Annotated in this window: 22 protein-coding genes; 11 read left to right on the plus strand and 11 right to left on the minus strand. The window is 73.9% G+C overall.

The window, feature by feature from the left end:
* Positions 1 to 54: 54 nt before the first annotated feature.
* Genes OG799_RS19495 through OG799_RS19505 form a run of 3 tightly spaced genes read right to left on the minus strand, consistent with a single transcriptional unit; the run spans position 55 to position 2018 of the window.
* On the minus strand, positions 55 to 765 hold the full coding sequence (locus tag OG799_RS19495; RefSeq protein ID WP_406036601.1) for a SchA/CurD-like domain-containing protein: 711 nt from the start codon (positions 763 to 765) through the stop codon (positions 55 to 57).
* 33 nt (positions 766 to 798) lie between these two features.
* Positions 799 to 1554, minus strand: a complete 756-nt coding sequence (locus OG799_RS19500) for an SDR family NAD(P)-dependent oxidoreductase (protein ID WP_406036602.1) — start codon at positions 1552 to 1554, stop codon at positions 799 to 801.
* Entirely contained in the window at positions 1551 to 2018 is a 468-nt protein-coding gene (locus tag OG799_RS19505) for an anthrone oxygenase family protein (RefSeq protein ID WP_406036603.1), read from the minus strand. Before OG799_RS19505 ends, OG799_RS19500 begins: the two co-directional genes overlap by 4 nt.
* Before the next feature lie 243 nt (positions 2019 to 2261).
* Between OG799_RS19505 and OG799_RS19510 the strand changes: the two genes are divergently transcribed.
* From OG799_RS19510 to OG799_RS19520, 3 genes are read left to right on the plus strand one after another with little or no spacing between them, the layout of a single operon-like run.
* Positions 2262 to 3320, plus strand: a complete 1059-nt coding sequence (locus OG799_RS19510) for a methyltransferase (RefSeq protein WP_406036604.1) — start codon at positions 2262 to 2264, stop codon at positions 3318 to 3320.
* Positions 3317 to 4222, plus strand: a complete 906-nt coding sequence (locus OG799_RS19515; RefSeq protein WP_406036605.1) for an SDR family NAD(P)-dependent oxidoreductase — start codon at positions 3317 to 3319, stop codon at positions 4220 to 4222. The genes OG799_RS19510 and OG799_RS19515 overlap by 4 nt, the downstream gene beginning before the upstream one ends.
* Positions 4222 to 4527, plus strand: a complete 306-nt coding sequence (locus tag OG799_RS19520) for an antibiotic biosynthesis monooxygenase family protein (RefSeq protein WP_406036606.1) — start codon at positions 4222 to 4224, stop codon at positions 4525 to 4527. Before OG799_RS19515 ends, OG799_RS19520 begins: the two co-directional genes overlap by 1 nt.
* On the opposite strand, the gene bioD is transcribed toward OG799_RS19520, so the two are convergent.
* On the minus strand, positions 4520 to 5251 hold the full coding sequence (bioD, locus tag OG799_RS19525; protein WP_406036607.1) for a dethiobiotin synthase: 732 nt from the start codon (positions 5249 to 5251) through the stop codon (positions 4520 to 4522). The two genes, OG799_RS19520 and bioD, sit on opposite strands and share 8 nt — an antisense overlap.
* A gap of 114 nt (positions 5252 to 5365) precedes the next feature.
* Positions 5366 to 6562: an 8-amino-7-oxononanoate synthase gene (locus OG799_RS19530; RefSeq protein WP_406036608.1), complete on the minus strand. Its 1197-nt coding sequence runs from the start codon at positions 6560 to 6562 to the stop codon at positions 5366 to 5368.
* 182 nt (positions 6563 to 6744) lie between these two features.
* Between OG799_RS19530 and bioB the strand changes: the two genes are divergently transcribed.
* The 4 genes from bioB to OG799_RS19550 all read left to right on the plus strand — a co-directional run bounded on the left by bioB (position 6745) and on the right by OG799_RS19550 (position 9806).
* Complete coding sequence (bioB, locus tag OG799_RS19535) at positions 6745 to 7740, plus strand: biotin synthase BioB (protein WP_406036609.1); 996 nt, start codon at positions 6745 to 6747, stop codon at positions 7738 to 7740.
* The gene (locus OG799_RS19540; RefSeq protein ID WP_406036610.1) at positions 7737 to 7934 is read left to right on the plus strand and encodes a hypothetical protein; all 198 of its coding nucleotides are present in this window, start codon (positions 7737 to 7739) and stop codon (positions 7932 to 7934) included. Before bioB ends, OG799_RS19540 begins: the two co-directional genes overlap by 4 nt.
* Positions 7935 to 7938: 4 nt before the next feature.
* A complete protein-coding gene (locus OG799_RS19545; protein ID WP_406036611.1) occupies positions 7939 to 8445 on the plus strand; it encodes a GNAT family N-acetyltransferase in 507 nt (168 codons plus the stop codon).
* 140 nt (positions 8446 to 8585) lie between these two features.
* Positions 8586 to 9806 carry a YbfB/YjiJ family MFS transporter gene (locus tag OG799_RS19550; RefSeq protein WP_406036612.1) on the plus strand — a complete coding sequence of 407 codons (1221 nt, stop codon included), beginning with the start codon at positions 8586 to 8588 and terminating at the stop codon, positions 9804 to 9806.
* An 84-nt stretch (positions 9807 to 9890) separates the two neighbouring features.
* Here OG799_RS19550 and OG799_RS19555 read toward each other — a convergent pair whose 3' ends face one another.
* Both OG799_RS19555 and OG799_RS19560 read right to left on the minus strand, forming a co-directional pair.
* Complete coding sequence (locus OG799_RS19555) at positions 9891 to 10877, minus strand: GlxA family transcriptional regulator (protein WP_406036613.1); 987 nt, start codon at positions 10875 to 10877, stop codon at positions 9891 to 9893.
* Between the two features lie 203 nt (positions 10878 to 11080).
* Positions 11081 to 11293, minus strand: coding sequence for a hypothetical protein (locus OG799_RS19560; protein ID WP_406036614.1), 213 nt, complete (start codon positions 11291 to 11293; stop codon positions 11081 to 11083).
* Between the two features lie 103 nt (positions 11294 to 11396).
* Between OG799_RS19560 and OG799_RS19565 the strand changes: the two genes are divergently transcribed.
* The 3 genes from OG799_RS19565 (at position 11397) to OG799_RS19575 (ending at position 14711) form a co-directional block, all read left to right on the plus strand.
* A complete protein-coding gene (locus tag OG799_RS19565) occupies positions 11397 to 12164 on the plus strand; it encodes an LPXTG cell wall anchor domain-containing protein (RefSeq protein ID WP_406036615.1) in 768 nt (255 codons plus the stop codon).
* Positions 12165 to 12325: 161 nt separating this feature from the next.
* Entirely contained in the window at positions 12326 to 12898 is a 573-nt protein-coding gene (locus OG799_RS19570; protein ID WP_406036616.1) for an isochorismatase family protein, read from the plus strand.
* A gap of 244 nt (positions 12899 to 13142) precedes the next feature.
* On the plus strand, positions 13143 to 14711 hold the full coding sequence (locus OG799_RS19575) for an aldehyde dehydrogenase family protein (RefSeq protein ID WP_406036617.1): 1569 nt from the start codon (positions 13143 to 13145) through the stop codon (positions 14709 to 14711).
* Between the two features lie 230 nt (positions 14712 to 14941).
* On the opposite strand, the gene OG799_RS19580 is transcribed toward OG799_RS19575, so the two are convergent.
* Complete coding sequence (locus tag OG799_RS19580) at positions 14942 to 15610, minus strand: hypothetical protein (protein WP_406036618.1); 669 nt, start codon at positions 15608 to 15610, stop codon at positions 14942 to 14944.
* 533 nt (positions 15611 to 16143) lie between these two features.
* Between OG799_RS19580 and OG799_RS19585 the strand changes: the two genes are divergently transcribed.
* A complete protein-coding gene (locus tag OG799_RS19585; protein WP_406036619.1) occupies positions 16144 to 17388 on the plus strand; it encodes an ISAs1 family transposase in 1245 nt (414 codons plus the stop codon).
* Positions 17389 to 17597: 209 nt separating this feature from the next.
* On the opposite strand, the gene OG799_RS19590 is transcribed toward OG799_RS19585, so the two are convergent.
* The 3 genes from OG799_RS19590 to OG799_RS19600 form a co-directional block, all read right to left on the minus strand.
* Positions 17598 to 17777: a hypothetical protein gene (locus OG799_RS19590; RefSeq protein ID WP_406036620.1), complete on the minus strand. Its 180-nt coding sequence runs from the start codon at positions 17775 to 17777 to the stop codon at positions 17598 to 17600.
* Positions 17778 to 17971: 194 nt separating this feature from the next.
* On the minus strand, positions 17972 to 18202 hold the full coding sequence (locus OG799_RS19595) for a hypothetical protein (RefSeq protein ID WP_406036621.1): 231 nt from the start codon (positions 18200 to 18202) through the stop codon (positions 17972 to 17974).
* A gap of 273 nt (positions 18203 to 18475) precedes the next feature.
* The gene (locus OG799_RS19600; RefSeq protein WP_406036622.1) at positions 18476 to 18679 is read right to left on the minus strand and encodes a hypothetical protein; all 204 of its coding nucleotides are present in this window, start codon (positions 18677 to 18679) and stop codon (positions 18476 to 18478) included.
* Between the last annotated feature and the right edge of the window lie 13 nt (positions 18680 to 18692).

Genomic DNA, 18692 nt, shown 5'->3' on the forward strand with positions numbered 1-18692 from the left:
AACGCCCGTCGCCCCGGCACCGCTGTTGGGTGCCGGGGCGACGTGGCCAGGGGCCTAGGCGCCGCGGGCGGCGGCCGGCAGGTTGAGCACGGAGAGCTGGGAGATGCAGCGCATCGGGGTCGGCAGGGCTACCACCGGGCCCACCACGTACGGCCGCAGCCGCTCCCACTCCGGGGCCCGCCCCGCCCAGCCGGTGATGTGGTCCAGCGCCGCCGCCAGCTCACCCTCGTACTGGTAGATCCGGACCAGCGTGCGGTCCCGGACGAAGGCCGCGGTGGCCAGCACCGGACCGTCCTCGGCGGAGATCGGCGGGGTGGCGGCCAGCGCGCCGCCGATCTCCGGCGCGGCGTCCGGCACCACCGGCCAGCGCAGCGCCAGCATCGCGGTGGCCACGTCGTCGCGGCGGACGTGCTGCTGCACGGGGCGCATGGTGGCCCGGCTGAAGTGCGCGGAAAAGCCCTCGACGGTGCCGGTGTCCCGGGTTTCGGCGAGGTACGGTGCGATCTGCTGCTCGGCCCGGTGCACGCCGGGCTGGGAGCCCATGTGCCGGGCGATCGCGGCACCGTTCCCCTCGAACTGGATCACCCGGACCATGTCGGTGTCCTGGATGAACAGGCCGGTGGCGAGCAGGCGGCCGACCACCGCGCCGGAAGGGTCACGCAGGGTGGGCGAGGAGGCCCGCTGGAAGCTGCCGGCCGAGAAGATCCCTGCGATCTCGTCCTCGTGGCCGGGTCGTACCCCGTAGCTGATGGCACCGAACGGCATGGTGACTCCTTGAGGTGTCGTGGGTCGGACTGGTCAGATGCCACCGTCGACGTGGACGACGCTGCCGGTGACGTAGCCGCCGAGCCGGCCGGCGAGGAAGAGCACCACGTCGGCGACCTCGGCCGCGGTGGCCTGCCGCCCGAGGGCGGCCATCGCGCGCGGCCGGGCGGCGAGCGGCGGGGGCGGTTCCTCGCCGGGCGACGCGACGGGGCCGGGCGCGACCATGTTCACCCGGATCCCGGTCGGTCCCAGCTCCTTGGCCAGCGAGCGGGAGAAGCCGAGCAGCCCCGACTTCGCGGCGGCGTAGTGGGTGCGGCCGGGGGCGCCGCGCAGCGCCAGCGCGGCGCCGACGGTGACCACCGACGCGCCGGGGCCGAGCAGGGGCAGGACCGCCCGGGTGGTGGCGGCGACCGCGGTGAGATCGGCATCGACAACCCGCCGCCACTCCTCGTCGGACATCCCGGCGAACGGCGTCCCACCGTCGACGGCGGCGTTGTTCACCAGCACGTCCAGGCCGCCGAACTCGTCCCGGCCGGCGGCGACGAGCAGCTCCCGGTCCGCCGGCACGGTCAGGTCCGCCCGCACCACCCGCAACCGCTGCGGTACGTCGGTCGACCCGGTCAGGGCGACGGCGGCGGCGGCGTCGCCCCGGTGGCAGGTGAGCACCGAGGCGCCGGCGTCGAGCAGCGCCTGCACCACCGCCCGGCCGATCCCCCGGGTGCCCCCGGTGACCAGGCACCGCCGCCCGGCCAGGCCCAGCAGGTCGGCCGCCGGCGCGGGGGCGCTCACAGCGTCACCACCGCGATCGCGTTGAGCAGCAGCGCGGCCACCGCCAGCGAGGTGCGGGTCCGGTGCAGCGCCTGCCACCTGGGGCGCGGGTCCCACCAGTCGGCCGGTACGGCGTCCGGGTCGACCCGCTTGACCTGCCGGTTGATCGGCACGTTGCCGAGGTGCGAGACGAACTGGCTGGCGGCCAGGAGCAGGCCGGCGACCACGAACAGCACCCAGGTGCCGCTGTCGGCGTCCACCGCCACCGGGACCAGCAGGAAGTCCGCGACCATGCCGACGTTCACCACGATCGGCATCACCGGGTGGTAGCCCTTGCCCAGCAGCCGGTGCACCCGGATGTAGGTGCCCGCGGGCAGCGCGAAGAGCGTGGGCAGCACACTGACCGCGACGGCGAACAGCACCCCGGCGGTGATCCCGCTGGCCACCAGCGCGGAGACCCCGAGCAGCCCGGATATCCAGGTCATATCGTCCTTCCTCCCCGCCACGGCGGCCCGCCGCGGCTGCCGGCCGCCCGGACGTCCCGGCCGGGCGGATCGGCGCCCATGCTGGACCAGCCCGGTGGAGTCGATCTGGAGGTCGGCTGGAGCGCCGGGCACCACCGCGTCCTGACCGGTTCTCGAGCGGGCGGCGGCACCGTCGCCGGTGGCGGTCGGTGGCCGGGGCACCGGTCGGTCCGCCGGCCCACACCCGGCGAGAACGGAGAACCCATGGACAGCAACTGGCGAGGAGCCCAGGCGGTGGCCGGGCTCGGCGACGCGCCGTTGCCGGCACCCGCCCGGCTCCTCCTGCTCACCAGCGGCAAGCGCATCTCCCAGGTCATCTACGCGCTGGCGGAGGTGCAGGTCGCCGACGCGCTGGCCGACGGCCCGCTGCCGGTCGAGGAGCTGGCCCGGCGTACCGACACGGATCCGGGGGCGCTGTACCGGCTGCTGCGCTGCGCCGCCGCCGTCGGCGTGTTCGCCGAGCGGGAGGGCCGGGAGTTCGCGCTCACCGAGCTGGCCGAGGCGATGCGCGCGGACGTGCCGCAGAGCCAGCGGGACATGATCCTGTTCAACGGCTCCGAGGAGATGTGGGCGCCGTACGGACGCATCGTCGACAGCCTGCGTACCGGCGAGCCGGTCTTCCCGGAGCTGTTCGGCGCCGACTTCTTCGACCACCTGCGGGCGCACCCCGAGGTGAGCGCGGTCTTCGACCGGGCGATGACCCGGATGAGCGCGACCACCACCCGGCAGTTCCTCGACGCGTACGACTTCGGGCGCTTCGGCCGGGTGGCCGACGTGGGCGGCGGCCGGGGCCACTTCCTGGCCGAGCTGCTGCACCGGCACCCCTCGGTGCGCGGGACGCTGGTCGACCAGCCGCACGTGGCCGAGGTGGCGGCCGGGGTGTTCGCCGCCCGGGGGGTGGCGGACCGGGCCGAGGTGCGGCCCGGTGACTTCTTCGGCGAGCTGCCCGGCGGCTTCGACGCGTACGTGCTCAAGGCGGTGCTGCACGACTGGGACGACGAGGACGCGGTGGCGATCCTGTGCCGGATCCGCGCCGCGACCGGCGCCGACGCCCAGGCCCGCCTGCTGGTGCTGGAGCACGTGCTGACCCCGCTGAACGCGTGGGACCACGGCAAGTTCCTCGACATCGACATGCTGCTGCGCTTCGGCGGCCGGGAACGCGACGCGGCGCAGTGGCGGGAGCTGCTGCGCGCCGGCGGTTTCGAGCTGGTCGGCGAGCCGACGGCCGGCCGGTGGGCGGTGCTCGAATGCCGGCCGGCGTGAGCGCGGGCGACCGCGACGGGGCGCGGCTGGACGGCCGGCGCGCGCTGGTCACCGGTGTCGACCGGGGCGTCGGTCGGGCCGTCGCGCTGGCCCTGGCCGACGCCGGGGCGACGGTGGTGGCGGCGTACCGCACAGAGGGCGCGGCCGTGGACGACCTGCGGGTCCGGCTCAAGGAGCGGGCCGGCGCCCACCACCTGGTACGCGCCGACGTCACCGACCCGGGCGAGGTGGCCCAGCTGCTCGACCTGTGCCGGCGGCAGCTGTCGGGACTGGACGTGCTGGTCAACGCGGACACCGCGAGCGGTTCGGCGCGGCTGGCCGCGCTGACCGTGGCCGAGTGGCGGCGAGTGCTCGACGGCACCCTGACCGGGATGTTCCTGGTCACCCGAGAGGCGTTGCCGCTGCTCGGCACGGGCGCCTCGGTGGTCAACCTGACCTCGGCGGCGGCCCTGCGCGGCCGGCCGGCCCGGGCGCACGACCTGGCCGCGAAGGCGGGCGTGCTCGGGCTGACCAGGGCGCTGGCCCGGGAACTGGGCCCGGACGGCGTCCGCGTCAACGCGGTGGCCACCGGGCGCATCGCCCTCGACCCGACCGACGCTGGGGCGACCGCACCGCCGGCGCCGGTGGCCGCGCCGCAGGGCCACTGGCTGGGCAGCGCCACCCAGGGGCACTGGGTGGGCACCGCCATGCAGGGCCTCGGCCCCGCCGTCGCCCCGCCGGCGGCGGAGCGCGGGTCGGCACCGGAGCGCCGGCCGGCGCCGGGGGCCGCGGACACCCACCCGCCGGTGGCACTGGGCCGACCGGGCACCGCCGAGGAGGTGGCCGGCGCGGTGCTCTTCCTCGCCGGCGACCTGGCCCGCTGCGTCACCGGGGAGACCCTCACCGTGGACGGGGGGATGTGATGAGCGTCCGCATCCTGCTCTGGCACCGGGTCGACGGCGACGGCGCGCCGGTGCGGGACGCGTACCACCGGGTCAGCCGGGCCCTGGCCGGCACCCCCGGGCTGCTCGGCAACCAGCTGCTGCGCTCCGCCGTCGACCCGGCGAGCTTCGTGGTGATGAGCGAGTGGACCAGCCTGGCCGCCTTCCAGGACTGGGAGGGTGGCGCCACCCACCGGGGCACCACCGCGCCGCTGCGCCGCTACCAGGACCCGCGCCGGCAGCCGCCGTACGAAATCCTGGAGACGGTCGCGGCGTACCCTAGCTGATGTCCTCGGCCCAGGTGCGCCAGTCGTCCAGCACCCCGTGCAGCGCCGGGGTCAGCCAGCCGGGCGCGGAGCGGCGGAAGACCCCCGGGTCCATGCCGCCCGCCCCGTCGGGCAGGGCACCGAGCAGGTTCGGCACCAGGTCGGTCAGGTTCGTCCAGTGCACCAGCTCCGGCGCGGCCGGCCAGGCGCCGATCACCACCCCGGCCGGGACGGCCCGGCGCTCCAACGCCTCCAGGGTGAGCGCGGTGTGGTTCAGCGTGCCGAGCCCGGCGCGGGCCACCACCACCGCCGGGGCGCCCAGCGACACCGCCAGGTCGGCCACCGTCCAGGGCTCCCCCGAGGGCCGCAGCCCCATCGGTACGAGCAGCCCGCCGGCCCCCTCGACCAGCACCAGGTCGTGCTTGTCAGCCTCCTCGCGGACCGCGTCGACCGCCGCGTACAGCTCCAGCGGCTCCAGCTCGGCGACCCGGGCGGCGGCGAGCGGGGCGAGCGGGTCCGGGTAGCTGGCCAGGGTCCGGGCGGTCAGCGGGGCGGCCAGTCGGGTCACCGAGTCGGCGTCGCCCGGCTCGCCGGTCGCCGTACCGGTCTGGCCGGGCTTGATGACGGCGACCCGCAGCCCGGCGGCCTGCGCCGCGGCGGCGATCGCCGCGGTCACCACGGTCTTGCCCACCCCGGTGTCCGTGCCGGTCACCAGCACCGGCCCCGTCCACCCGCCATCCGTCATGGTGTCACCTCGGTTCGCGACTGCGGGGCTCGCAAACCCGGCTCACTCCTCGCGCTCACGGGGTCACCTCGGTTCGCGACTGCGGGGCTCGCAAACCCGGCTCACTCCTCGCGCTCACGGGGTCACCTCGGTTCGCGACTGCGGGGCTCGCAAACCCGGCTCACTCCTCGCGCTCACGGGCGCACACTCCACAATGGCGTCCAGCGCCCGCTCGTAGTCCAGGCGGGACACCCCCGCGCTGATGGTGAGCCGGAGGCGGGAGCGGCTGTCCGGTGTGGACGGTGGCCGGAAGCAGCCCACCGCGACCCCGCGGTCACGGCAGTCCGCCGCCCAGGCGGTCGCCGCCTCCGGGCTCGGGGCGGTCACCGAGACCACCGCCGCGTCGGGGGCGGAGACGGTAAGCCCGGCGGCGCCGAGCCGGCGCACCGCGAGCGCGGCCCGGTCGGCCAGCTCGGCGCGGAGGTCGTCGCCGGCGCGGGCCAGCCGCGTCGCGGCGGCGACCCCGGCGGCCACCGCCGGGGGCAGCGCGGTGTCGAAGATGAACGTCCGGCCCGTCTCCACCAGGTGGCGGACGAACTCGGCCGGGCCGGCGACCACGCCGCCCGCGCCGCCGAGCGCCTTCGACAGGGTGGCGGCGACCACCACGTCCGGCTCGCCGGACAGGCCCGCGGCGGCCACGCCGCCGGCGCCGGCCGGGCCGGTCACGCCGAGCGCGTGCGCGTCGTCGACCAGCAGCAGCGCGCCGTGCCGCCGGGCCACGGCGTGCAGCGCGGCCAGCGGGGCCAGGTCGCCGTCGACGGAGAAGATCGACTCGGTGACCACCACGGCCGGCCGGCCGGGCGCGGCGGCCAGCGCGGCGGCCACCGCGTCGACGTCGGCGTGCGGGGTGACCACGGTCTCCGCGCCGGAGATCCGGCAGCCGTCGATCAGCGAGGCGTGGTTGTGGGCGTCGGAGACGAGCAACGTACGCGGCCCGACGACGCCCCGGACGGCGGCGAGGTTGGCCAGGTAGCCGGAGGAGAAGACCAGCGCCCGGTCGGTGCCGAGCCACTCGGCGAGGGTGTCCTCGAGGGCGTGGTGGGCGTCGGTGGAACCGCGCACCAGGCGCGACCCGGTGGCCCCCAGCCCGTACGCCGACAATGCCCGCGCGGCGGCGGCGGTGACCTCGGGGTGGGTGGCCAGGCCGAGGTAGTCGTTGCCGGCCAGGTCGACCACGGCGTCGCCGGCGGCGCGCGGGCGCAGGGTGCGGGTGAGCCCCGCCCTGGCCCGCAGCTCGGCGCGGCGGTCGAGCGCCGCCAGCCAGTCCGCCACCGTCACTCCCCTCGTCCGCCGCGCCCACCGGCGCTCCCGCCGGGCGAAGTTACCACCCGGCCGACCGGCCCCGGCGTGGCGCGGGCCGCCCCGCCGGGCTGCTCGGACGCCGCTGGTGCCCGGGTCGAGCCTCGGGCCTCGGGCGTTTTTCCACCCCGGAGCGGCCTTGTAGGGTACGAGCCATGCCAGAGATCCTCGACCAGGCCCGTACCCAGGTGCTGGAGAACGGCGTCGGCCTCGACGAGGCCGGCGTCCTCGCCGTGCTGAACCTGCCCGACGAAGACGTCCCCGCCGCCCTCCAGCTCGCCCACGAGGTGCGGATGCGCTGGTGCGGCCCGGAGGTCGAGGTCGAGGGCATCGTCTCGCTGAAGACCGGCGGCTGCCCGGAGGACTGCCACTTCTGCTCCCAGTCGGGGCTGTTCAACTCGCCGGTCCGTTCGGTGTGGCTGGACATCCCGTCCCTGGTGGAGGCGGCGAAGCAGACCGCGGCGACCGGGGCGACGGAGTTCTGCATCGTGGCCGCCGTGCGCGGCCCGGACGCCCGGCTGATGAAGCAGATGCGCGAGGGTGTCGCCGCCATCAAGGCGGAGGTCGACATCCAGGTCGCCGCGTCGCTGGGCATGCTCAGCCAGGAGCAGGTCGACGAGCTGGTCGAGATGGGCGTGCACCGCTACAACCACAACCTGGAGACCTGCCGCTCCTACTTCCCGAACGTGGTCACCACGCACTCCTGGGAGGAGCGCTGGGAGACGCTGAAGATGGTCCGCGAGTCCGGCATGGAGGTCTGCTGCGGCGGCATCCTCGGCCTCGGCGAGACCGTCGAGCAGCGCGCCGAGTTCGCCGCGCAGCTCGCCGAGCTGGACCCGCACGAGGTGCCGTTGAACTTCCTCAACCCGCGCCCGGGCACCCCGCTGGGGGACCGCCCGGTGGTGGAGGGCAAGGACGCGCTGCGGGCCATCGCCGCGTTCCGGCTGGCCATGCCGCGCACCATCCTCCGGTACGCGGGCGGCCGCGAGATCACCCTCGGCGACCTGGGCACCCGGGACGGCCTGCTGGGCGGCATCAACGCGGTGATCGTCGGCAACTACCTGACCACCCTGGGCCGGCCGGCGACCGACGACCTCGCGCTGCTGGACGACCTGAAGATGCCGGTCAAGGCGCTCTCCGCGACGCTGTGAGGCCGACGGTGACCGAGCTCTGGTGCGACCGCTGCGGTGAATCCGCCGCGGCGGGTCCCCACCCGAGGTGCGCGGCGGCCCGGGCGCTGGAGCCGCCGCGCTACTGCGCCCGCTGCCGGCGCCGGATGAAGGTGCAGGTGCTGCCGGTCGGCTGGTCGGCGGTCTGCGTCGAGCACGGCGAGATCCGGGGCTGAGGCCGTGCTGCTGGGGCGGACGGTGACGCTGCGACCGGCGACGGACGCGGACGTGCCGGCCCTCGCGGCGATCCGGGCCACCCCGGAGGTCCGGCACTGGTGGCGGGGCGGCGACGACCTGGCCGAGGCCGTCCGCGCCGACCTGGCCGACGACGACCTGACCGTGTACGCCATCGAGCACGACGGCCGGGTGGTCGGCGCGATCCAGTGGTACGGCGAGCCGGACCCGGACTACCGGCACGCCGCGATGGACATCTTCCTCGACCCGGCGGTACGCGGCGCCGGCCTCGGTGGGGACGCGATCCGCACGCTGGCCCGGCACCTGGTCGACGAGCACGGCCACCACCGGTTCACCATCGACCCGGCGGCGGCGAACACGGCGGCGATCCGGGCGTACGCGAAGGTGGGTTTCCGTCCGGTGGGCATCATGCGCCGCTACGAGCGCGGCGCCGACGGCCGCTGGCACGACGCCCTCCTGATGGACCTCCTCGCGGACGAACTGGCCGAATAGTCCGCATTCTGGACGAACCACCCTAGGCGACCGATGTCCCGATCCGAGGGTCACCTGTCCGTACGGACGGCCATCACCCCCCGACCCGTCCCGGTTCCACCTGTCAGCGGGCCGACGAGCCCGCCGACCGAGGAGGAACCATGTCCCCGAATCCACGCCGGCGCGAGACGTTGATCGCGCTCGGCCTGGCCGCCGGCCCGGTGGTCGCGCTCGGCTTCACCCGTTTCGCGTACGCCCTGCTGCTGCCCGCCATGCGCGGCGACCTGCACTGGACGTACGCCCAGGCCGGCGGCCTGAACACGGCGAACGCCGCCGGCTACGTGATCGGCGCCGGGACGGCGGTGCTCTGGGCCCGCCGGCTCGGCGACCGGGTCGCCTTCGCGGGCGCCCTCGCCATCAGCGCGCTCGTCCTGCTGCTCACCGCGACCACCGCGGACTACCCGGCGCTGACCCTGCTGCGGTTCGTCGGCGGGCTGGCCACAGCGGTCTCCTTCGTGCTCGGGTCGGCGCTCGCCGCCCGGGTCGGCACCGGCGGTGGCCAGCGCCGGGCCGCGCTGTTGGTCGCCCTCTACATGGCCGGCGTCGGCATCGGCGTGGTGCTCTCCGGGCTGCTCGTGCCGGCGGCGCTCGCGGTGGCCGGGGACGCCGGGTGGCGGGCCGGCTGGCTGCTGCTCGGCGTGGTGGCCGTGCTCGCGGTCGGGCCGGCCCTGCTCGCCGTCGGGCGGGTCCCGGCGGCGGCCGCGACGACCGGTGCCGGGCTGCCTCGCGCGGACCTGGCCCGGCTCGCTCCGACGTTCGCCTGGTACGTCCTGTTCGGCGCCGGCTACGTCAGCTACATGACCTTCGTCATCGCGCTCCTGCGCGACCAGGGTCTCGGCACCCCGGGCATCGCCACCTTCTTCGTGGTGCTCGGTCTCGCCTCGGCGGTGGCCACGCTGACGGTGTGGGGGCGGGTGATCGGGCGGCTGCCCGGCGGCCGGGCGCCCGCGCTGGTCTCGGGGCTGGTGCTGGTCGGTGTGCTGCCGGTGCTGCTGCTGCCGGCCGGGCTGCCCGCGGCGCTGGTGTCGGCGGCGGTCTTCGGCAGCTCGTTCATGGCCGGCCCGACGGCGGCCACCATGCTCGCCCGACGGGCCCTGCCGGCCGGCGGGTGGACCGCCGGCATCGCCCTGCTGACCGTGGCCTTCTCGGTCGGTCAGGGGGTCGGCCCGCTGATCTCGGGCGCGCTGTCGGACTCCGGGGGCGTCGCGGTGGGGCTCTGGCTCTCCGTCGGGCTGCTGGCCGCCGCCGGCCTGGTCGCGCTGCGCCAGCGCGACACGGTCCCGGCCGAGGCCCCGGCACCCGTCACGGCCGCCCAGCGCTGACCCCCACTCGATCCGGGCCTGTCGTCGCACGACGACAGGCCCGGACGTCCTGCGGCGACAGGACCCGGACGGGCGGGCGGCGGGTCAGCGGCCGGGGTCGATGCCGGTGGTGCGGAAGCGGGAGCGGTAGGCGCCGGGGGTGACGCCGAGTTCGCGAAGGAAGGCCCGGCGCATCGTCTCCGGCGAGCCGAAGCCGATCCGGCGGGCCACCACGTCGAGGGTGTCGTCGCCGCGCTCCAGCAGGTCCTGCGCCGCCTCCAACCGGACCCGGTCGAGGTACACCGCCGGGGTGATGCCCAGCTCGGTGCGGAACAGCCGGCCCAGGTGCCGCGCGCTGACCCCGGCCAGCGCCGCCAGGCCGGCCAGGTCGTACGGCCGGGCCGGGTCCGCGGCCACCGTGTCCAGCACCCGGCGCAGCAGGTCGTTGCGGGTGCTCGCGGTGTTGGTCCGGACGCTGAACTGGGACTGCCCGCCGGGGCGCTGCATGAAGACCACCAGCTGCCGGGCCACCGCGCGGGCCGTCTCCGGGCCGAGGTCCGCCTCGACCAGCGCGAGGGTCAGGTCGATGCCGGCGGTGATCCCGGCCGAGGTGATGATCCGGCCGTCGGCGATGAAGATCGGGTCCGGGTCGACGGCGAGCTTCGGGAACTGCGCGGCGAGCTGGTCGGCGAGGTCCCAGTGGGTGGTGACCCGGCGGCCGTCCAGCAGGCCGGTGGCGGCGAGGGGGAACGCCCCGGCGCAGACCGAGGCGGTGCGGGCGGAGCCCGCGGCGAGCCGGCGGATCTGCGCCAGCAGCGCCTGGTCCGCGACGGCGGCCTGCCAGTCGGGCGCGCCGGGCACGACCAGGGTGCCCACCGGGCCGGTCACGTCGGGCAGCGCCAGGTCGGCGCCGAGCCGGGCGCCGGCGCTGCTCACCACGTCCCGTCCGTCGGGCGAGGCGAGCAGCGGCCGGTACGACCCGCCGTGCTCGTTGGCCACGGTGAGCACCTCCAGCGGCCCGGTGACGTCGAGCAGCCGCACCCCGTCGTAGACGACGAAGACCACGGTGTCACTGCGTCCCCGGGCCCACACGGTTCGAGCCTAGCCAGCCGGATCGTGGCCGGTCGCCGGTCGGCGCGACCGGCAACCGGCGACGACGGGTCGGGCAACGGTGCAGGGGACGCCGTTGAGGGTGAAGGCGGTCGGCCTGGGGTTGCTGCGGGTGTGGTTGCGTGGCGGGCTTCTGTCAACGGCGGCGAACGGCAGCACCGACCGGATGGGGGGCGTCGAGGAGGTCAGCTGCCAGATGGTTGTGGCGTCGTGACCATGAGGGCGCGGGAGCGCTTCCATGGATAGTTGCCAATGTAGTCGATCTGCCGCCCGTCCATGAAGGCCGGAGAAATCGGTGGAAGCTCGACAGGTCGCGGCGTCACAGTGATCACCAGCGTTACATCGACACGCGGCGCATCGACGAAGAGATCGGCGTGAGCACGGTTCGTGGCCGCCACGTCGCCCCAGCTCAGACCGATCGCCCGATGTCTCCGGTGTCGCCCCGGCGATCGGTTCATGCGAACATGTGCCGTCTCCATTTTCCAAGTTCGGAGGATCCACATGCCACAGCGTCGGCACGTTGCGCGCGCGGCCCTAACCGCAGCCGCCGCCACGGCCTGCCTCGCCCTCGCCACCCCGACCTGGGCGGCCGTCGCGACCCAGACGGGCAACGCCGGCCACAACCCCAATGGCGACAACGGCACCGTCAAGATCGACGGGGCAGAGTTCAGCGACCGGGTACAGAACGAGCCGCACGTCACCTGCGACTTCGAGCTGGAGTTCTTCAACTTCGACGAGGACCAGGCGGCGAACATCAGCCTCACCGCACAGGCTCCCTCCGGCCAGGGCCAGGTGGTCTGGTCGATGCAGAACGTCGTGATCAGCGACGACCCCGCCAAGGGCGCGGAGAACGACCACGACGCGGCCATCATGATCCCCGGCAAGGACCTGGACCTGACCGGGCTCGAGCTCCAGCCGAAGCAGGGCTACCACCTCAAGCTGAACGTCCACCTGACCGACGGCAAGGCGTTCGACGACAAGCACAAGGTGTTCTGGGTCCAGCCGTGCGGGTCGAGCGAGTCACCCTCCCCGACCCCGTCCTCCCCGGGCGGGGAGACCCCGGCGCCGGGCGGGTCCGACAACCCGTCCGCGAACCCGTCGGGCTCGGCGGGCGGCGGTAGCGGTGGCGGTACCGGCACCGAGGGCGGCCTGCCGCTCACCGGCGTGGCCGCGACCAGCACCGCGCTGACCGGCCTCGCGCTGATCGGTGGCGGCGTCGCGCTGATGGTGCTCCGCCGCCGTCGCGACAAGATCACCTTCACCAGCTGACCCCAGCCGGTGAACGGGACCGGCCGTCGGACATCCGTCCGGCGGCCGGTTCGTCTTTGCCGGACGGCACGCCGAGGGCAGGTCGGCCGAGCTGCACACCCCTTACCGACTCACCGCCTGCGGGACGCCTGAGCAGCCGCTGGCCCGATACGATCTTGGTCGTGGAAGCTCTCGACCCGAAGCGCACCGCCGTCGTCCTGATCGACCTGCAGCGTCGCATCGTGGATTTGCCCACCGCCCCGCACACCGGGGCCGAGGTGGTCACCCGCTGCGTCGCCGTCGCCGAGGCGGCCCGCGCCGCCGGCGCCACCGTCGTGGTGGTCCGGGTCGACCGGCCCGGCCCCGACCCACAGCCGGCGGGGAGCGAACTGGTTCCCGAGGCCGTGCCGCGCCCCGGCGACCTGGAGATCGTCAAGCACAGCTGGGGCGCCTTCCACGAGACCGGGCTGGACGCCGCCCTGCGCGAACGGGGCGTCGACACGCTGGTCATCGCCGGCCTGGTCACCAACTTCGGCGTCGAGCAGACCGCCCGGGTGGCCGAGGAGATCGGCTATCGCGTAGTCCTCCCACACGACGCGATGTCCGGACTGGACGCCCACGTCCACGAGTTCGCGGTGGACTACATCTTCCGCCGCCTCGGCACGGTCTGCTCGACCGACGAGGCGGTGGCGGCGCTGCGCGGCTCTCCAGCGGTCGTTGAACCGGATCCGGTACAGATCCGTACTGACAGGTAACTCGGTCGACGCCGCCCGGGCATGGATCACATCATCGGTACACATCGATCAGCTTGAGACGTATGCCCAGGTAGGAGCCGGTGGTCGACGGCGGCGAGCTTCCGCGAGCGGTGCCGGACGGCGGGCCTGGTGTCCTGGCATACGAGCGTACGGTTGCCGCCGCGCTCGATGGCGCGGGACAGTACCCGACACCAGCGGTGCCATCGACGCCGCCGCTCCCCCGGTCCACCCTGAGGAGATCGCGATGGCTCTCAGACTCGCCGACGGCACCGCCTGGTCCGACACGCTCGCCCGCGCGGTGGCCGCCGCGCCGGAGGCCTTCGGGGCGCCGGCCGACGGCGTCACCACCCTGCACAACCTGGTCGAGGGCGACTGGCGGGCGGTCGGGGCACCCACCCCGGTCCGCACCCCGGTCGACAACACCGTCCTGGTCAACCTGGCCCGGCTCGACGCCGACTCGGCCCGTGCGGCCGTCGCCCACGCCGCCGCCGCGCACCGGGAGTGGGCGCAGACCCCGCTCGCCGATCGCAAGGCTCGGGTCACCGACGCCCTGGACGCGCTCACCGCGCACCGCGACCTGCTCGCCATGCTGCTGGTCTGGGAGATCGGCAAGCCGTGGCGGCTGGCCTGCGCCGACGTGGACCGCGCCCTGGACGGCGTCCGCTGGTACGTGGACGAGATCGACCGGATGCTCGCCGACGGCCGGGAGCCGCTGCCCGGACCGGTCAGCAACATCGCCTCCTGGAACTACCCGATGAGCGTGCTGGTGCACGCCGAGCTCGTACAGCTGCTCGCCGGCAACGCGGTCATCGCCAAGACCCCGTCCCAGGGCGGCGCGGTCTGCCTCACCGTCGCGCACGCCCTGATGCGCCGCGCCGGGCTCCCCGCCACCCTCGTCTCGGGCGGCGGCGAGGAGCTGTCCGAGGTCCTGGTGCGGGCGCCGGAGATCGGCGCGGTCGCCTTCGTCGGCGGCCGCTCCAACGGCGGCAAGGTGGCCGCCGCGCTGCTCGACTCCGACAAGCGGCACTTCATCGAGCAGGAGGGCCTCAACGCCTGGGGCATCTGGAACTTCTCCCAGTGGGACATGCTCGCCGCCCACCTGAAGAAGGGCTTCGAATACGGCAAGCAGCGCTGCACCGCGTACCCCCGGTTCGTGGTCCAGCGCGACCTGGTCGACGAGTTCCTCGACATGTACCTGCCGGTGGTCCGGTCCGTCCGGTTCGGACACCCGCTCGCCGTCGGCGCCGACTGGACGGCCGGCGACCCGCTGCCCGAGCTGGACTTCGGCCCGCTGATCAGCGCCGCCAAGGCCGAGGAGCTGCGCCGCAAGGTCGACGAGGCGGTACGCGGCGGCGCGGTGCCGCTGCACCGCGCCAAGCTGGACGGCGCGCCCTTCCTCGACGGGCAGGACACCTCGGCGTACGTCGCCCCGGCGGTACTGCTCGCCCCGCCCGGGCGGTCCCGGCTGATGCACGCCGAACCGTTCGGCCCGGTCGACACCATCGTCGTGGTGGACACCACCGACGAGCTGCTGGCCGCGATGAACGCCTCCAACGGCGCGCTCGTGGCGTCGCTGGCCTGCGACGACACCGACGAGGCGGCGAAGCTCGCGGTCGACCTCCAGGCGTTCAAGGTGGGCATCAACAAGCCCCGCTCCCGCGGCGACCGGGAGGAGCCGTTCGGCGGCCGGGGCGCCTCCTGGAAGGGCGCCTTCGTCGGCGGCGACCTGCTCGTCCACGCGGTCACCGTCGGCGAGGACGGTCGGCTGTACGGCAATTTCCAAGACTGGACGGCGCTACCGCCGAGCGTCTGACCCCGTTAGGTTCTGCCAACGCCCAGAGAGGCGCCCTACATCGGAACGGCGACCACTGGCGGCCACCGAAAGCGACGGGCGGCGTCGCTGGCGCGGCCAGCGCGAAGAACTGTGCAGCGGCTCGCCGAGATCGCCGCCGAAGAGGCGACCCTCTAGACCCACGAAGGCCCCGCCCTGAGCTGTGCGAGCCTGGAGCGGGGGCCTTCGGAGGCGCGTCTACGCGCGGGCCGTTATTCGGCCTGGGCGAGCAGCCGCGCGGCGTGCTCGATCAGGCGCAGCAGGTCGGCCCGGTCGAGCGTCACCTCGGTCGCGTCGCGGCCCTCGACGCTGAGCAGGAAGTGCCCTTGAGCGTCCTGCGAGGCGGCGAGGTAAACCTTGCCCTCATCCTGCGTCTGCATCTCGAACCGATCGCGGGGCGTCGGCGCGGCAGTGGCCCGCTGGGCGGCGACCTCACGGTCGCGGACGGCGACGGCCTGGCGAATCTTCGCGCCGAGCCGCCCGTCGACGGGGTCGGTCGTCTCTACTCCTTCGGGACGGATCAGAGAATCGCCATCGGCGGGCGTGCGCGGCGCGTGGAAGAAACCACGCTCCCGGTCGTAGCACACGACGGCGTCCTCTTCGCGCAAGCGGCGCAGCCAGTTGTCGACCATGCCGCGCTTGCTGGCGGGGATAGCGTCGCGACCTTCGCGGGTCTCGCGGGAGAGCAGCCTCAGCACCTGGGCGTCAAGGGCGAACGTGTGCTCGCGCTTCACGGTCCAGGGCAGAAAGTCGCGATGCCGCGGCGTAGGCGTGACGGCGCGGGCCTGCCTCAAGCGGTTGTAAACGGCCTGCTCGGAGACGCCGTAGGTTTTGGCGATTTCCGCGTAGGTGGCCCCTTGGCGGCGCATTTGTACGAGCACGTCGTTGTCGGGGAGTAGGCGGGGGGCGGGCAATTTGTTTAAACGCTCCTTCAAGCTTCCATCAGTAACCCGGGGGCGGGCGGATGAAGCGTAAGGGGCGCTCCCGGGTTGTCTCCACCGACCGCGCGCCCTGACTTCACGCGGTCAGCGTGTAGGGCGGGCGGGGCCAGCCCTCGGCCGCGGCCGTGGCGAGCCACGCGGGGAGCGCGTCGGCGTAGGTGTACCTCGACCAGGCGAGCAGCGCACGGCGTTCCACCGGCGTGTGGGCGCGGCCGATTGCGGCATCGTGTACCACCGCGCAGTTCCCAGGCCAGCCCGGCGCGGCCGGTGTGGGTGTAGGCGGCGTGCACGGGCGTTTCAAGATCATTGATCTTGGGCTGGTGGGGTCGGTGAGCTGCTCGGGACGGGTCGCGTGTGGACGGTGATGTCTGCCGCGGTCTGCTCGTCGGCGGTGTGTCGCTCAGTCGATAGGGGCGAAGCTCCGGTATGACATGGGGTCCTCTCACAGATCCACGTCACCCCGGAGCTTCGTTGTGGACCAGTCTGCCATCAGGGTCGTCGAGGCGCCGGCCCTAGCGTCCGAGGTTTGCCTTCCCGCGACGGCGGGGCGGGTTGGACTGCTCGAACTGTTCGCCGCGGTGTCGGACGGGCGCTCGGAGCAGGGCCGGGATCACCCGGTCGCGGTGGTCCTGGCGTTGGCCGCGGGAGCGGTCGTGGCCGGGATGCGTGGCTACACCGCGATCGCCGGCTGGGTCGCCGACGTGCCCGAGGCGCTGCGGCGGCGCCTGTACGAACGCGGCGGTGGCAAGCCCACGGTCAGGTTCCCGCCGTCGAAGGCGACGATCTGGCGGGTCGTCACCGACACGGACGCGCAGACATTCGACCAGGTGGTGGGGACCTGGCTGATGACCCGAATGGCCGATGAGCGCCCGGATACCGCACCCGACGCCGCCGGTGAGCCCGACGGTAGTGGCCCGTCGGGGTTGATGCAGGTACGCCTCGACGGCAAGGTGGTCCGCGGCGCCACCGACGCCGACGGCACCCAGGTTCACCTCCTCGCGGCGTTGGCCGGCCGGCCCGGCGACGTCACGGTCGTCGCCGCGCAGACCCAGATCGACACCAAGTCCAACGAGGTGCCGCACGCCACCGAGGTTCTGGACCGGATCCGGGATCTACGCGATGCGGTGGTCACCGCCGATGCGTTACACACCGTCAAGGCGACCGCGGCGCACATCCACGCCCGCGACGGCTTCTACGTGTTGCCCGTCAAGGAGAACCGCCAAGCCCTCTACACCGCGGTCAACGCCCTGCCCTGGTCGCAGACCCCGATCACGTACTGCCACACCGACATCGGCCACGCCCGGATCACCCGACGCACGATCCGGGTGCTTCCCGCGCCACCCGACCTGCCGTTCCCCCACGCCGCACAGGTCTACCTCGTCGAACGCTACGTCACCGACCTGGCCGGAGAGCACCCCAGCGCCGCCGCCGCGCTCGGCGTCACCAACCTACCCGCCACCGTCGCCAGCCCCGCCGACCTGGCCGGCTACCCCCAAAGCCACTGGGGCGTCGAGTCATTGCACTGGCTGCGCGACACCCTCTACGCCGAAGACGCCTCCACCACCCGAACCCGCTCCGGCCCCCGCATCATGGCCACCCTCCGCAACCTCGCCATCGGAGCGATACGCCTGGCCGGACGCCACGACATCACCGAAGCCACCCGCTGGGCCAGCCGCGACATGCACCGACCCTTCACCATCCTCCAACTCACCACATGATCTTGAAACGACCGTGAGGCGGCGTGCGGGCGACCGCGCAGCGGGCCTACGGCGTAGACGTTGTCGGTCGGGTACATGGCTTGCCGGATCGGCACCACGCGCAGGCACTCGCCTTCATAAACGCGGATTCGCTCATCGAGCCTCTTCGCATCGATGTCGGGCAGGCCCCTCCATTGCCGCATCTCGTGCGTCTCCAAGTGAACCCACTGCTACGTGTCGAGCGAACGCGGAAACTCCTCCTCGATGACCGCAGCGAGTTCGAGGATGTCCCTCTCCCAACGCTCTTGGCCACGGGTGCGAGCCTGAACGGCGGGAATGACGAAGAGCTGGACGACCAGGGTGCCCGCGAGCGTTACCGCGCCACCAAAGACGACCTCGCCGATGTTCACCACCCGACCGTAGTGGTCGCCGTCGACCCTCAACGGGTGCGTCAAGCTACGACGAGAGCGCAACCGCCGAGACAGCAGGGGCGCTCTCTCGGTCGGCGGCTACTGACTGCTGGTCGCCCACACGATCGGCTGACCTATCCCCAATGTGACATTGTCCAGCGGTCGCCGTCGATGGGTGGAATTGGCCTACAGCGTCATCCGGGAGTGCGCGTTGGTAGCCCGGTTCGAACGCCCCCCAGATCCCGTGAGCCTCCGAGGGCGTCCAGGTCGAGCGGCGTGGGCGACTCGTCGGCGAGCGGGTGCCGGAACCCGTCCAACGGCCCCACGACGGGCGCGACGTGCGTCGTGCGGCACAGAATCGAGATCCACGCCGCGCGCATCGGTCGACCATCGCGGGCGAACGTGCGCAGGATCTCGTAGACCATGAGACGCACCGCATGGCCCTCGGCGTCCAGGTCCCCGCGCGGGAGGAAACCCACGGCGTCCCAGTCCTTTCGGGTGAGGTGTCCGACGACTCGGCCCCCAGCGCGCACGGCGACGATGACGCCGTTGCCGGTGTAGTCGTGCGACGGGTACGAGGGCGGTGTAGACCAGGGACATCGGTTGCGGTCGCCAGGGCATGTCGGGCGCTCCTTGCTAGGCGGGCGGGCGGGGCCGGGCCGGGCCGTGGGCGGGCACCGGCCCCGCTGGGCGGGACGTTAGGCGGCGGCCACGGCCGGGGCGGTCGCGGACATTCTGGCGCAGGCGGCCGACATGGACCGGCGGGTCGTTCTCGGGGCGCGCCCGATCGTGCCGGCCACCTCCTCGACACTGGCCGTCGGTCGCTCGGTCAGTAGGGCGGCCACCTTCTCGGCGGTCTTGTCGGCCACCCCGGTCAGGGCGGGCCGTCGCCGAGCGGCCACGGTCCGGGAGGGG

It is taken from the genome of Micromonospora sp. NBC_00898 (assembly GCF_045207895.1).
In the GTDB taxonomy this organism is placed as follows: domain Bacteria; phylum Actinomycetota; class Actinomycetes; order Mycobacteriales; family Micromonosporaceae; genus Micromonospora.